The sequence below is a fragment of the Mesoterricola silvestris genome, assembly GCF_030295405.1.
GTDB classification, from domain to species: Bacteria; Acidobacteriota; Holophagae; order Holophagales; family Holophagaceae; genus Mesoterricola; species Mesoterricola silvestris.
The window spans coordinates 2,438,920-2,453,361 of the sequence record NZ_AP027080.1; the positions used below are offsets into that span (position 1 = coordinate 2,438,920).

Genomic DNA, 14,442 nt, shown 5'->3' on the forward strand with positions numbered 1-14,442 from the left:
CCTCCGGAATCCCGCTCCGCTTCCGAGCTCGCTCAACTTCCCCTCGGCCCGCCACCTAACAACCCGGGCCTCACGCTCTGGGTCTTGCAAGGTCCACCGTGCCACAGGCGCACCCCCGGCGTCGAAGAGCGTGACGCGGGTGGGTGGGGTGGTATCGATGGCCGTGTAGGTCATAGGGCCGCCCAATCGGGGATGGGGCCCACAGTCTGCCCAAGGAGCGAAATACCGAGGTCCGTGTGGACGGCCGCCCCCACGTCCTTGAGCTCAAACGGCCTCTCGGGATCGGGCTGGGCGAGGAAACTGTAGGCCTTGTCCAGGTGAGGCTCCACCATGCAAGGGGCCAGAAAGGCCGAGGATAGGATTTTCGCGATCGCCAAGGGCGTCAAGATCACCACGGGCGCTCCCCACGCAGACCCATCCCAGGTCTCAATGCTGCTGGTCATGCCGGCGGCCCATGAAATTTGGAGTTGTGGCCGGTGGCCACGATGCGTCCAGTGATTCGCCCAGGCCGCGCCGCCACCCAAGGAGTGCTTCACGCCTTCAGGCCTCCAGGAGAGTACCAGCCCCTCGGAATCCTCCTCCTGGAGGGTGATTCGCGCCAAAGGTGTGGAACTGCCAGGTGCGTAAATGGTGATCCGGGTTCGGTCGCTGCCGTAGATCGTGGCCATCATGCCTCCACGCGAATGGGGAACGGTTGTTTGCGGAGCTCCACCTTGACGCTTCGATCCTCCAACCCTGGCTTGAGGGTGAGAATCTTGTATGCGTTGACAGTGGCGGGGGCGGTGAACGGATCCATGACCACCCTGTCGCCGACCCTCCAGGTGGACCACCACGTGGGCGCAAGGTCACCTGAAGCGCCCGCCGTCCTATCGACCCAGGTCTCCTGGAGGATGGACAATGGGCGCCCATACTGGGTCATGATGGCCCTGCCAATGGCAACGCCCATCGTCGGTCCACACACCAGGTCGGACACGTCCATTTCCAAAATTTTCCCGCCCTCATAGGATCCGTAGATTTCGACCGATGCGGAGCCCTTGGCCAGGATGTCGTTGTAGGTTATCCGCACCTTGCGCAGGTAGCCCTGCCATACCTGGGACTTGCTTTTCTCGCCCCGCTCACTGGCTTGTACCGACACCTGCTGGGATCCCAGGGTGCGCAAGCGGATTGGGCCGGCCGATTGGGATACCAGGGACAGGCTCCCATCTGGTGAAGCGATGGCACTTGCGAGCTGGGCCGCAGCGAATTTGGCCATGTAGTCTCCGACCGACATCCCATCCCCGCTGTAGGCCACGGAAAGGGTGTTTCCCTTGGGGTCGGAGGCCCCGAGTTTGAGCCGCTCCACGGTTGTCGGAAGGGTGTTTCCGATCGAGAACAGGCGCCCGCCTACGATCCCCGCCATCTCATCCGCGGTGGCCGAGGTGCGCACCATCTTGGCGATGATGGCGCCATCCGGGAGGATGCTGGCGATGAGCTCGCCGCGGCTGAAATTGGTCCCGTTGTCGGTGGGCGTGCTGGGGTCGGACTCAGGCTCTCCGTTGATCACCTGCAGGTCGGAGTCCAGGTGCAGGAAACGCAGCCGGCGCGCCGCCGCATAGTCCTCGTCCATGAAGGTTTCGATGGCGAGCGCATACCATCCTCCAATGATTCGGGAGCCAGCGTCCCCGCGCAGCATGAGGGGCTGGATAGTCTGGGGGATCACCTCCATGGTCTTGAGGTCGGAGGTGATAACCGTGGTCCCGTTGAGCTTGTGGAGCACCGTGTGAGGGTAGTCCAGCCCACCGATGGTTTGCTTCCAGGTCTGCACTACGAGCCCCCCGCCCAGGGCCCAGGGGCCCGCGGGGATGCTCCCGGTGGACCATAGGGCCGCGGTCTGACGCACGGTGAGCGCGCCCCCGGAGGCCTGGGACAGGAGGCAGGCCGAGACGGCCGAGAACGGGTAGGCGGCCCCAGTGACCACCAGGGCGAGCAAGGCCTCCTCCTCGTCGCCGTTCGACCGAATGCCCATGCCCAGGGCCAGGGTGTTCCCAGCCGGGTAGGTGCCGGTGACGGTGGGCGTGCTCGAGCCGCCCAGGGTGGCATCGGCGGTGTGGGCCTGGAACGTCCAGGTGCCCTCCGAGGTCCTCTCGTAGCGCCCGGGTGTGGGCGTGCTGGCCGAGAAGTGCACCACCCTGGCCGGGATATCTCCGCTGGAGGTGTGAGTGTCCCAGATCACGTCCGTGCCGTTCCAGGTGCTCTCTGGGTCCTGGGTGATGTGTTCCAAGGACTTCCATGACCTCCACGCCTGGCGCCACCCGTTGGGCGGGGTGGCCGCGCTTCCAGAGAGGTCGCCCTCGGTGTAGATCACCGGGGCAGCGTAGGAGTTTGCACTACCAGGCCACTGGAGGACATCTCCATAGATTCGGTGGGTGGCGTCTGCCTGGGGAAGGCCCTTCCATGCCCACCCAGAGGCCCATGACCCCGTCCAGATCCCAGCGACCGTGTAGGACCCAGAACCGTTATCGGATCCCCTCCTGGCCGCCATGAGAGTCCCCTGGAGGTCGATGGTCTGAAGGCAGTGCACCCCATACATGCTGGGGGATGCGACATCGTAGGGGCGGAAGGCCAAGACAGGCACATCCGTGGGAGCCGGAGCGAAGGCCGTGGCATCGACCGCGAATGGGGCCGCCAAGGCCCGGGCGAAAGCGAGACCGTCGAACAGCACCGGATCCTGAGAATTCCTTCGGACCTTCGAAACGCCGGCGTATCCCTGATTAAGCGGCTTTGCTAGCCAGGCTCTTCCGATCTCCCCGTCGAGATCGATGATGGCCGGAAGGTCTGCGGTGACCTTCCGAGGGGTGCTGTTGCTCGTATCCAGGAAAGTGAGGGTCAGCACATCACCCACGGCCAACTGCTCGACGGTGTTGAGGTCGACATAACGCTGGCCATCACTCCCGGAGGCCGGAGAGGTGATGCCCTGAGTGAGAAGGTAGTGCGTCCGCTGGCTCTCGGGGATCCCCCAAACGACGGTGTCACCTAGGTGGAGGTGCCCGGTGAGATCGGGGGCCCCCTGCAGGATGATGCGGACGGGCCGATATGAGGATTCCGTGAAGTTGGTCGCAGGGTCGCCTTCGACCACGGATCCCCCGATGGATGTATCCCACTCCAGGTGATCCACGGCATAGGCGGTGCCATCGATGATGACCGAGGACGCCGGCGGTGCGGGAACGGAGTAATTGGTCGACCAGGTGCTGAGGGTGGGGTCCTGGTCAACGTGGAAAACCGCACGCTGAACCTGCACGTGGTTGATGCTCGCGATCCATGACAGCTGTCCCAGGGCCCAAAGACCCGCTTCAATGGTGGCGGCCGTTCCCCTGGGCGTGAAATCCGGAGCTGCGGACTCCAGGAGCGCGTCCGCGGTGGACTGCACCCAATCCTGGCTCGAATTGGTCGGGACCGAGGGCCAGGGCCGGAGCATCTCTGGAAAATCGGTGATCAGACGCTCGCGCAGGAGCTCAGAGGCATGGATCACGGTTGCCTGGGTCTCGGCGTCTTCCTCCGACCACTGGATGGAAGATTCGTCCATGACCCCGAGGAACCGAAGTTCGGCATTGCTTTCCCCCCAGTGCTCCCACACCTGGATCCAGGGCCCGAAGTACCGGCCAGGAGCCGCCATCGTCTCCGATTCGGGACCCAGCATGTCGGCCAGGACTCCGGTGGCATCCTCAAGGTCCAGGGAGATACTCGAAAAGCCGGAACTTGCGAGGTCCCGCTCCATCTGGGAAGTAAGGTCTTCCATTGGCACCAGGAACGGGGTCAAGTCCAGGGTATGAAGGCCGTTGGCAGAAATCGGATCCGAGCCGGAAGCGGGGCCATAAATCGTGGGCCATTGGGGGGACGGAGCACCCAGGCGCTCGACGGCGGTGACATGCCAGGTGGACATCAAACCCCCTCGAGGAGTTGGCCGGGGACTAGAACCACGCCCACCTCGCGGGCCTTCGCGCGGGCCGCGTCGAACACGGCGCTTCCGAGTTTCCGTAGGCCGCGCTGGGATGGGTCCAGGATCTGGGCCCCACGGAAGTCGTTGACCATTGTGACGGGCCTCATCCCCAATCCGGTCTGCCTCGATGCCGAAACGCTGTAGGAGGAGGCTTGATCCTGATACCCGCGTAGCTTCTGGTCATGGGCCGTGATGTTCGACACGAGGTTCTCAGCCCAGTTCGTGAACGTCACTTCCGGGACCACCAGTTCGCGCTGCCCGGCCTCGCCCAGAAGCCCGACCGTGGGGCCGTCCACGATTCCGCCCAGGGCGAATGCCGTCATCCCCTTGGCGCTTGCGATGTTGGCCGCCAGGGTGACATTCATGAAGGCCACGAGGCCCGCGGCGATGGCAGGGCCTACGAAGGGAATCCAACTGTGCGCGGCGAAGATTCCCGCGGCCGCGGATGCCTGTTGCGCTACGGCCTCGGTCTTGGCGGTCTTTGCCACGGAATCGCCGAAGATGGCGCTGGCGATGGCGGCAGTGACCCACCTTGCGGCCATCTGGGCCAGAGACCCGATGACGGTGTCGGTGATGCCGCTCCAGATGCTGCGCATGCCATCGGCGAACGTCATTTGTCCCGTCAGAATTCCCTTGAACCCGCTCGCGAAGGCATTCTCGACGCCGGAGAGGGTCTGGAGCGCCATCCCCTTCCACTGGGAGAAACTATCCTGGCTGGAACGGAGGTATTCGCTGATCCCCGAGAGTGCGCCGGCCTGGCCGTTTCCCTTCAGGTCCTCCTGGCGCTTCTGGGTCCCGAACTGAGCCGCTCCCAGGCTGCGCTTATCGTCCAGGGCCTGGATCTGCGCGTTGATCTTGGCGCGCTCGGTGGGTTCCAGGTTCGCCAGTGCCAGGCGATCCTCCAGGCCCTTTCGCTCGATCTCGTATTTCTTCTGGTTGATGGCCTCAAGACGGGTCAGAGCCTCCATGTCGGAGATGATCCCGGCACTCTTCTGGGCCTCCAGGAACTGGGCATCCAGGTCGAGCAAGGCCACCTTGTGAGCCCTCTCGGCTTCCATCTCCGTTTCGAGGATCTTGGTGTTCTGATCCTTGATCTCGGCTCGGATCCGGGCCTGTTCGGCCCGGGCGGCCTGGGCCTCCTTCGGGTTGGCAGCGGCCTTCTCCATCTCGACGGCGATTCGAAGCTGCTCGGCCTTATCGTGCTTGAAGGCTTCCATGCTGGCCTTCATTTCGGCAATCTTCGCGTCCTGGGTCTCCCGCAGGACCGCGCGCTCGGCCTCGAAGAGCATCTTGGACGCCTGGGCCCGCTCCTTGGCGTTGAGGCTATACCTGGAAATGTTGTCCTTCAGCCACGCCACCTCCTGAGTCTTCGTGAACTCCAGGAGCTGCCCATGGCTTGCGGCGTCCTTCTCGTAGAGGTATTTCCGCTCCTCCAAGGCCGCCTTGAGCTTCTGAAGGGCCGATTCTGAGTCCGTTCCTTCGAAACCCTTGCCCTTCTTGGTCTCTTCATTCACGGACGTGAGGACCGTCAGGGTGTCGCGAAGACCCTTTGTCTTCTCTCTTTGGAGCTGGAGCGCCTTTTCGGCTCCTGCGATCTGCTTGTTGTTGAAATCGATTTCGGCCTGGTGGGCCTGAACCTGGATCTCGTAGCCTTCTCCGGTATTGAATGCCTCGGTCTGACCCGCCACGGAATCGTTCCACTGCTTGCGGGTGGCCATCCCTGCCTGGAGGTCGCGTTCGGCGGTTTCGGCCAGGGCAAGGTTCAGACGAAGGTTTTCCAGCTTCTTTTGATTCTCGATTTCGATGGCTTCGGAAATTGTGCGATGGTTATTCCCCTCTTTGACCAGGCTCTCGGCCAGCGTGGGGTACTTCGCGAGGAGGCTCTTCACCGCGATATCCAGACGCTCCTGGGCCCGGGCATGGGCTTCACTTCCCTTGGAAGTGGCGAGTTCCCTTTCGAGTTCGACTACGCGACGTGACGATGAAACCCAATCCTCGGCTGACTTGGTTGCGGCGGAATTCGCATCCGTGATCTTCCTCATTGCCCGTTCATGGGCCTTCGAGAAGTATTCCAAGGCGAAGGCCCCGCCGATGATCGCGCCGGCGGCCAGAGTCCACGGAGATATCATTCCGAGGATGACGGATCCCGTCCCCCGGGCGGCTCCGGCGATGGCCCCGAAGCCAGTGACGCCCTCCCGCGCGGCCAGGGCCATTTGTAGCTGGAAACTTTGCACCACCATCGTCAGGGCGGGGATTTTCAACACCAGTCCTGCAATGGTGGGCATTACTCCAACCAGGATCCCGAGCTTCACGCTGGTCATGCCCAGGAGGTCATGGAGAGTTCTCATTCCTCCCACGACGGTATTGATCCCTTGGGGGGCCACCGATGCGAACCAGTTCCCCAGGTCCGTGAGCGCGGGCATCACCTCGAGGCCTACCCGCACCTTCAGCGCCGTGAAGGCGTCATCGGTGTCGTTGAGCATGTCCCGGTACTTCTTGATCGTGCCCTTGGCCTGGTCATCGAGCACGAGGCCCAGGTCCTCGGTTTTCTTACGGGCGGCCTCCATCACTTCCGGCGTCAGGGCCGCGAAGCGGAGTACCTCCTTGAACCCCCGCCCGAAGATCACCTGGGCCGCGGCATCCCGGTCTGCGCCGGCGGTGTACTGACTCAATCCCCGGACCACCTCCGGGAGGAGCTCGTTCATGTCCCGGAACCGGCCGGCGGAATCACGGGTCTGGATGCCCATGCGGGTGATGGCCACCTCGTTCTTGTTCAGGGTGCGCACCATCTTTTGGGCCGCGGCCTCGAAGTCATCGGTGGTCCCGAAGATGTCGCCGATGGCAATGCTGAGGATCGTGGCCTGCTGGCTGGTCCCTCCCATCAGGCGCTGGAGCCCACCCACTTCCTTGGAGAATGCGACCGTATCGGAGACGGCTCCCTTGAACATGGCGCCGCCCCCGAGGAGGGCGGCCACCTTGACGATCGGGGCCAGCATCCCGTCGAGGGCCCCGGTCATTCCGTTGAAATGGCCCTCCACCTGGTCGGCGGTGCTCTTGACGGCCCTCCCCAGGGACGAAAGAACCCCCATGGCCGACGAGGCATCCCCGGTGATCAGGATCTTCATCTCGCCGCTTCCGCTTGCCATGGGGGTCCCCTGGGGTTCTAGGTGTCCTCCGCGTCAACTTTCGGTGGCGGGGGGACCTTGGTGCTATTGGAGTAGAGGCCAAGGGAGGAGAAGTAGCACTGCTGCAGGTGCCGGATGGCGGCCTTGTTCTCCTCCTTGAGCCTGGATTCGGCCAGATTGAGGGCGGCGTCGAAGGGCATCTCCGCGGCCGCTTCCCAGCCCCCGGCCAGGGCCGTGATCAGCTTCCGGATGAGGTAGGGTTCGGGCGCTTTGGACCCTTTCCCTTTTTGCCCTTGGCGGTTTCGGTCGCTGCTCCCTCCCCCTCGGAAGAGCCGAGGGTGAGCCCCAAGGATTCGAACAGCGCTGTAAGAAAAGTCATCGCGTCCGTGAAAGCTTCCTTGAAGGGGACTTCGGAGACGCGTTCCTCCATTTCCTTGCGCATTTCCGGGTCGGCCTCGGCCTTCTTGAGTTCCAGGTCGGTGGCGCGGTAGATCGCTACCAGCTTCCGGACCGTCTTCGAGGTGCCGGCGGGCCCGAGGGTGGTGATGAGCTTGGTGAGGCCCTTGACATCCTGGCTCTTGATCTGGGCCTGGGCCTCCAGGAGGAGGCTCAGGTCCAGGCCGGAAAAGAGCGGCAGGGCCATTTCGTAGCGGCGGGTGCTCTGGCTCTCCATCGTCGCCCTCAGGCCGTCGCGGGGGCGGTGGGATCGTCGCTGATAAGGACGACACCGCGGTTGGCGGCGTTCTTGAGCCAGCGGCTCGACCCGAGCTGAAGGCTGAACTTGGCCTGGATGGGATCGTCCTTCCCGTTTTTGAGGTCGAGATCACCGATGGTCGTAACGGAGGGCATGAGGTGGTGCCAGAACTCACCGTCGAGTTCAGGGTGCGGAACCCGGAAGAGGGCGACGTATTCCTTGTTGCTCACGTCGGAACCGATGAGGGCGATCTTGCGGGCGGCGATGCCGGAGGCCGCTTCGACGGTGATCAGGTCGAGGACGTTGGATCCGTAGGTGTCCACCAGGTGGGCCGGGTCCACGTCGTAGTACTCGAATTCGGCGGTCGCCTCCTCGATACCGGTCTTGAGTTTCTTCTTCGGGGACGTATTGGGCTTGAATTCCACCGTCGAGCTGGTGATCTTGAGGTTGAGCCCGCCACTGGTGAGGTTCGCCCAGGGGACGAGGCCGTTAGTGAGGACCTTCTTGGAGGCCTTGCCCGCGGACCCGTAGAACAGGGCGTAATAGCCATCGACGCGGCTCGCGGTGTCGGTCCCGGGATCAGCGGTGGGGGCGGGGACCAGGTAGAGTTCGCCCGGGCCGACCCTCATGAACGTAACGTCTTGTGCTCCTTGCATTGAGAATCTCCTTCAGGGGATGGTTGAGGTGGGGGGATCAGGCGCCGGTCTGGGTGTTCCAGAGGTAGGTGATCCGGAAAGTGAGCAGGGCCCCGGCGATCCACTTGTTGAGGACCCCGCCGTAGGGCTTGAACCCGAGGTACTCGATCTTGACGGCGAGGCCGCCCATCCTCGGGTCCTTGGTGAGGGTGCGGATGATCCACTCCCGGAAGGCCCGGGTGCCCTGGATCGGGTGCTTGACCGAGGCTCGAACCTCCACGACCACCTCGCAAGTTCTGCGGGTGATCAGGTTCGTGGTCTCCTCGACGGGCGATTCACCATCGGTGAGGTAGGTCCCGACGACCGGAAGGTCGATGGTGTCCATGGGCAGTTCGGGGTGGTCCAGGATCGCGTGGTCCCGGTCCATGCCGGCGGGCTTGTCCGGGGCCTGGGTGAGGAGGTCGAAAACCTTCTGGGCGATGTCGTCGGAGGTCGTGTTCATGCGTCCACCAACTGGACTTTGAGGGTCCCATCCTTCTCGATCTGCACGGTTCCGGCCTCATAGGTGGTGCCGTCAACGGTGAACTGGACCCCCTTCACGAGGCCCGGGAAGGTGGCGGGGTTGACCACCACATGGCGATCGATCCCGCCCACCTGCATCTGGCCCGTGGCCCCTTCGAAGGTCTGGCTCTCCTCGAGGAGGATGCCGGTCCCTGACGTGCTCCCCAACACCACCGGGACGGAATTGGGGGCGTCGGAGAGCATGAAATCCAGGTCGGAGGAGTAGGACACGTCAGGACTTCTTCAGGAGTTCGAGTTCGGCGAGCTCATCCAGCGAGGCATCCTCCCCCAGACTTTCGAGGAAGGTGATCCGTTCCGATTTGGACTTGGCGTACTCCGCTTCCCGTTCCTTGGCCCGGGCCTCCTCGATGGCCTCGATGACCTTCTTCTTGCCGGTTCGGGGATGGAAGGAGAGGCCATGAGCGGAACCTGCCAGCACCAGGAGCTGGGCGATATCCATGTCCTTGAGGTTGGAGTCCTCGTTGGCGGTGTCCTTCACTTCGAGTTCCAGGAGAAGATTCTTGGGGAGGGGCCCGTCATAGGCGAAAACCTCCCCACGCTTGAACCCGATGGGCGCCGTGATGGCGTAGATGCCATCGCCGAGGGGGTCCAGAGCATACCGCCTGGAACGGGCCTGGTCGACCGAAAGGACCACCGTCCCCGAGTGCAGGGAGATGAACGCGCCAATGACCACGATCTTTTTCATGCTGCCTCCAACCGGCGAGGGGACCGTCCCCCCGCCGGGATTGAACGTGGTTTAGGTGAGGGTGGTCAGCACGGAGCCGGTCCACAGGCCGTAGCCCACGTTGCCGATCCGCTTGACGCCGTAGAGGTGCCGGTTGTTCTTGAACTCCTCCTCCGAGCCCTCCGCGATGGCGGAGACAGTGGTGTCCTCCTCCAACTGCCGGATGAAGGGCTTGGTGGCCCCGTCCGCACGGAAGAGGTAGAGCCGGTCCGCGTTGGTGAGGCGGGGGTTGATGGACATGCCGTACGTGAAGCCGCCCAGGCTGCCCACCGCCTGGATCATGTTGGTGCGGGACTGGCCGCCCTCCAAGATCACGGTGGTGCCCAGGGCGCCGGCCACGGCGCGGAGGTGGTTGACGGGGGCCATGACCAGGAACTTGCTGGCGCTGCCGTTGATCGGCTCGCCCTGGTCGTCCTTGTAGCCCAGCATCTTCTCGGTGGCCTGCAGGATGGCCGACTCCATATCCGCCGAGGTGGGGGCGGAGGGGGTGCCGACGTTGAGGGTGAGGTCGTTGTCCTGGACGCCGGAGTCGCCGGACACGTGGTCCGTATCGAAGAAGAACTGGCCGTCGTAGCAGAGGGCGTTCTCGGCGGCCATGATGAGGGTGGTCAGGAGCTTGGCGTCGTGGTCCTTGGCGCGCTCGGCCAGCTGGGCGATGCGGGCCATGAGCTGGCCGGTCTTGTCCCGGCGGAGGTCGTCCACGCTGACGGGGAGGGTGGCCTCGAAGGTCTTGTTCCGGATCTTGAAGCCTTCCTCGGCGAGGCCCTTGGCGATGCGCTCGCCGACCCACTCGCGCATGACGGGGGAGGTGCCCAGCCAGGCGTATTCCTCGAGCTCCTGGGTGCTATTGAAGAACATGGAGATCTCGTCCACCCAGGTGTTGGAGGGCTGATCCAGGGCGTTCAGGATCATTCCGATGATGGCGCGGGAAGTGATCTTATGCATGTCGGCTCCTTACTTGGCCAACGCGATGAGCGCGTTGACCGCGGCGGCGAGGTCCGCGAAGTTGTTCTTGATGGACGTCAGACGGGCGTCAACGTCGGCCTTGGAGGCGGCATTGCTTCCGACGCCGTCCACACCCGTGACCGCGGTACCGCAGGCCTCCAGGGTGGTATTGGCGGCGCCGCCGGAGTTGTCGGTGAGGGCGGTGAGGGTGCCGAGGTTCGTGGTGTCGAAGGCGACCATGCCCACGCCGGCGGACTCGAAGCGGATGACCTTCCCGATGTAACTGTTGCCGGTGGCCGTTAGGGTGAAGGTGTCATCGTCGCTGGCGTAGACCGGGAAGCCCACGTCGGTGATGGCGAGGTTGGCGATGGGGAGCTGGATTTCGCCGCGCTTGGAGACGGTGACGTTCACGGCGCCCGCGCCGCCGGGGTTCTCGACGTAGTGGTCGGCGAACCCGACGAACCGGTCGCCGGCCTGCAGGGGCCTGGCGTAGCCGGCGGAGAGGCCGATCGCGGAGCCTTCATAGATGGTGGTCGCGGCGACGATGCCGAAGCCGTTCTTGTCGCCGAGGCCGTACTTGCGGGGGGAGTCTTTCGCGAGGGTCGTCATGTGATGGGCTCCTTAATTCCCGGTCTTGATGCGGATGTTTCCCCGAGCCATACCCTTCTGGAAGGACTCGAAGGCTGCGAAGTTGCCGTTGAATTCGCTGCGGAGGTTCTCGTCGGCGTCCCACTTCTCCTGGTTGGTCTTGGCCTCGTTGCCGGCGCCGCGGTCCCCGCCGTCATCGACGGGCTTGGGGGCCTCCGACCGGATCTTCTCCAGGTTGGTGGTGCGCTTGGCCTTCTCCGCGGCGTTCACGGCCATGGCGGCCTCGCCCGGGGTGGTCTTGCCGTCGAAGGCGAGGGTGGCGATGAGGGCCTCGTGGCCCGGGAGCGCCTGGTCCTGCACGCCCTGGATGCGGCTGCGTTCGGCGGAGGCTCCGGCCTCCACGCCTTCCTTGTGACCCTCGGCCTTGAGGGCCTCGATGAGCTCCGGGGCCTGGGCCTCGAGCTCCTCGCGGGTGATCTTCATGGGTTCCTCCTGGGAACGGGACTTCGGTTGAGGTTGGTCGAGGGCGGCACCGGCCCCGGCCTTCTGGTCCATCTGCTGCTGGTTCAGTTCATCGATGAGCACGCCCATCGTGGAAACACCGTCCACGAGACCCGCATCCACCGCCTGCTGCCCCAGGAACACACGACCATCGGCCATGTCCTTCAGGACCGTGTCCACCGACACGCCCCGGAAGGTCGCAATTGAATCAACGAAAACGCTGTAGATGTAATCCACTTCAGCCTGAATCGTGGCCCGGCCCTCCTGGCTGAGGGGGGCGTAGTTGGTCGCGATGCGCTTGTATTTGCCGGCGGTAATCTCGGTGGTCGTCACGCCGTCTTTGGCCTGCTGGCCCGAAACGTCCACATGGGTGGCCACAACACCGATGGATCCCACGGCCGTGGTGTTGCTCCCGGAATAAACCTTGTCCGCGGCCGAACCGACCCAGTAGGCGGCGCTGCACATCGTGCCATCGGCCAGGGCCACGACCGGCTTGATGCCGCGCGCTGCGAAGATCTGATCGGCCAGTTCCTGGGTGCCATCCACCGTCCCGCCGGGAGAATCGACGTGGAGGAGGATGGAATGCACGCCGGGATCGGCCAGGGCCATCTGGAACACCTGCCCGATCTCGGACATCGAGCTCATACCGCAGAGGCGGTTCCACATGGAGGGGGACTTGGTCAGCACCCCGACCACGTCCACGATCGCGACGCCCTGGTCCACCTGGTAGGGCTGGGATTCGCTGCCCAGGGGCCGCCCCGTGGCCGCCTCCCAGGCCTTGAAGTCCAGCTTCTCCCGCCGGGTGTGGGCCTGGTAGAGATCCCTGATTTCCAGGAGGCTGGCGGGCCGGATAGCCCAGGGGGCGAGGATGATATCCAGGATCTTCATGGAGTCTCCAGATCAGTGGTATCAGCGGAAACGGCCGCCCCGGCGTCGGATGGATAGACGGCAGGGGCCGCGGGGGCCGTAGCGGTCATGTCTTTCAGACCCAGGTCGCGCTCCCGCTTCTCCTCGTAGGCGAGGCGCTCGACGTTGCGCTCGTAGTCGCCGCCCGTGAGGGCCGCGGTGGCCTCGGTCTTGGTGGCGAAGCGGTTTTCGACCAGCTTCTGCCAGGAATCGGCTTCCTTCAGGGGATCGATCTGGCCCAGGCTGTCCCCGATCCAAGTGGTCCCCAGATAGGCCTTCCGGACTAGGACGTTGTCGAAAAATCCGGGGGCATCAAGAATGCCCATCGCGATGAATTCCTCGATCACAGCCTCGTAGATCGGCTGGCAGAAATTGCAGGCCAGCCAGAACCGCCGGCGGCGAACGAACTTCCCCAACTCCAGGAGGGCGGCTCGAGCTGCGGAATAACTGGCGGTGAAATGCTTGATCAGGATCTCGTAGGGGATCTCCAGCCCCACGCCGATCTGTCGAAGGATGGCCAGGACGAAGGGATCGAAGGCTGTGTTGGGACGGCCCGGCGTGATGTTGTGGGGCTTTTCCCCGGGGGCCAGATTGACCACGGTGCCATAGTCGATGGCGAGTTCGCCTTCCTTGTTTGGGCCGCCTTCACCCTCCGGGACATCCAGCATGCCGCCTCCTCCGGTGGTGGGAGGCTCGATGAACACGCTGAATAGCCCAGAGATGACCGCCGCACGCAGTTCGCCATCGGTGTATTCCCCGAGTTCCCGGAACGCCTCGATTACCGTGGCCAGGTAGGGGACTCCTCGGTGCTGGCCCGGGCGGGTCCGGGTGAAGAGGTGGAGGGTAGCCCTGCGCCCGCTGGCGGTGAAGGCTGGTCGAATATCCCAGGCCTTCTGAGTGCTGATGGTCGATCCCGGATGGTTGCGAAGCACATGGTAGGCCGAAGGGGCTCCAACCTTGTCGATGGCAACGCCAGCGATGAGGGTTTCGGTATCCTTCATGTTGTCCTTGTTGACGATCCGGTCGCCCTCGATGATCTGAATGGAGGTCCCGCAGATGGACGAGGGCCTCTGGATATTGGCGATCAGGGCCAGAGCATCTCCGGATTCGAGGGTGGAACGGAACGCCAGGTCCTGCATCTCCCAGAAATTCTGGGTGAGAGTGACATCGGCCTCCTTGCTGCCGGCCCACAGGTTGAAATAGCGCTCGGCCTGTGCCTGCCAAGCGCTGGCATCTTCCGTGGTGAGCCCCAGGATCTCGCGGTCGATTTCCGATTGGACGGTGAGGCCGGTCCCGACTACGGATGTCGTCGCCGTATTGACGGCTCCGGCCGCGAGCGGGTTGTCCCGCTGAAGGGATCGGCTTTGATTACGGAGGGTCGGAAGATCCCAGAGCAGATCATCGTCCGCACTTCCGTTCCCGGGATTCCAGTTGGAGGTCTGCTTGCGGTCTTTTCGCGCGGCCTTCCATGCGCCCTGGATGGCCAGCTTCTGGCCGTCAGGTCCGAAAAGAACGGGATGGAACATGGGGCGGGGGGAGGTTTTCACCTGCGCACCCCCGTGAAGAATCGCCGCCCGGTACCGGAGAGCTGTCGGACTTTCTCGGCCCAGTAGTCGATGTTCTCGCGGATCTGTTTGGCATTGGCCTTGGTCATCTTCCGGCCGGCGATCTCGTACTCCTGGGCTTTGGCCACAGCTTCATCAGCGGCCAGCCACTGGTCGAGCTTCTCTTGGGCGATTGCTAGAGTGATTCCTGCCATGCCCAGG

At 63.9% G+C, this 14,442-nt stretch carries 14 protein-coding genes; all 14 read right to left on the minus strand.

Annotation, left to right across the window (positions count from 1 at the left end; genetic code table 11):
* Nucleotides 1-170 precede the first annotated feature (170 nt).
* Nucleotides 171-668, minus strand: coding sequence for a hypothetical protein (locus R2J76_RS10575; protein ID WP_316415816.1), 498 nt, complete (start codon nt 666-668; stop codon nt 171-173).
* Complete coding sequence (locus R2J76_RS10580; RefSeq protein ID WP_316415817.1) at nt 668-3,919, minus strand: hypothetical protein; 3,252 nt, start codon at nt 3,917-3,919, stop codon at nt 668-670. The genes R2J76_RS10575 and R2J76_RS10580 overlap by 1 nt, the downstream gene beginning before the upstream one ends.
* Nucleotides 3,919-7,101, minus strand: coding sequence for a phage tail tape measure C-terminal domain-containing protein (locus R2J76_RS10585; RefSeq protein ID WP_316415818.1), 3,183 nt, complete (start codon nt 7,099-7,101; stop codon nt 3,919-3,921). The genes R2J76_RS10580 and R2J76_RS10585 overlap by 1 nt, the downstream gene beginning before the upstream one ends.
* A gap of 38 nt (nt 7,102-7,139) precedes the next feature.
* Nucleotides 7,140-7,301 carry a hypothetical protein gene (locus R2J76_RS10590; protein ID WP_316415819.1) on the minus strand — a complete coding sequence of 54 codons (162 nt, stop codon included), beginning with the start codon at nt 7,299-7,301 and terminating at the stop codon, nt 7,140-7,142.
* A gap of 38 nt (nt 7,302-7,339) precedes the next feature.
* Complete coding sequence (locus tag R2J76_RS10595) at nt 7,340-7,774, minus strand: hypothetical protein (protein WP_316415820.1); 435 nt, start codon at nt 7,772-7,774, stop codon at nt 7,340-7,342.
* Nucleotides 7,775-7,782: 8 nt separating this feature from the next.
* The gene (locus tag R2J76_RS10600; protein WP_316415821.1) at nt 7,783-8,424 is read right to left on the minus strand and encodes a hypothetical protein; all 642 of its coding nucleotides are present in this window, start codon (nt 8,422-8,424) and stop codon (nt 7,783-7,785) included.
* Nucleotides 8,425-8,488: 64 nt separating this feature from the next.
* Nucleotides 8,489-8,932 carry a hypothetical protein gene (locus R2J76_RS10605; RefSeq protein ID WP_316415822.1) on the minus strand — a complete coding sequence of 148 codons (444 nt, stop codon included), beginning with the start codon at nt 8,930-8,932 and terminating at the stop codon, nt 8,489-8,491.
* Nucleotides 8,929-9,222, minus strand: coding sequence for a hypothetical protein (locus R2J76_RS10610; RefSeq protein ID WP_316415823.1), 294 nt, complete (start codon nt 9,220-9,222; stop codon nt 8,929-8,931). The genes R2J76_RS10605 and R2J76_RS10610 overlap by 4 nt, the downstream gene beginning before the upstream one ends.
* A 1-nt stretch (nt 9,223) precedes the next feature.
* Nucleotides 9,224-9,697 carry a hypothetical protein gene (locus R2J76_RS10615; RefSeq protein ID WP_316415824.1) on the minus strand — a complete coding sequence of 158 codons (474 nt, stop codon included), beginning with the start codon at nt 9,695-9,697 and terminating at the stop codon, nt 9,224-9,226.
* A 51-nt stretch (nt 9,698-9,748) separates the two neighbouring features.
* Complete coding sequence (locus R2J76_RS10620; protein ID WP_316415825.1) at nt 9,749-10,681, minus strand: Mu-like prophage major head subunit gpT family protein; 933 nt, start codon at nt 10,679-10,681, stop codon at nt 9,749-9,751.
* 9 nt (nt 10,682-10,690) lie between these two features.
* Complete coding sequence (locus tag R2J76_RS10625; RefSeq protein ID WP_316415826.1) at nt 10,691-11,290, minus strand: hypothetical protein; 600 nt, start codon at nt 11,288-11,290, stop codon at nt 10,691-10,693.
* A gap of 12 nt (nt 11,291-11,302) precedes the next feature.
* A complete protein-coding gene (locus R2J76_RS10630; protein ID WP_316415827.1) occupies nt 11,303-12,658 on the minus strand; it encodes a S49 family peptidase in 1,356 nt (451 codons plus the stop codon).
* A complete protein-coding gene (locus R2J76_RS10635) occupies nt 12,655-14,202 on the minus strand; it encodes a phage portal protein (protein ID WP_316415828.1) in 1,548 nt (515 codons plus the stop codon). The genes R2J76_RS10630 and R2J76_RS10635 overlap by 4 nt, the downstream gene beginning before the upstream one ends.
* 17 nt (nt 14,203-14,219) lie before the next feature.
* Nucleotides 14,220-14,435, minus strand: coding sequence for a DUF6148 family protein (locus R2J76_RS10640; RefSeq protein ID WP_316415829.1), 216 nt, complete (start codon nt 14,433-14,435; stop codon nt 14,220-14,222).
* Nucleotides 14,436-14,442 lie beyond the last annotated feature (7 nt).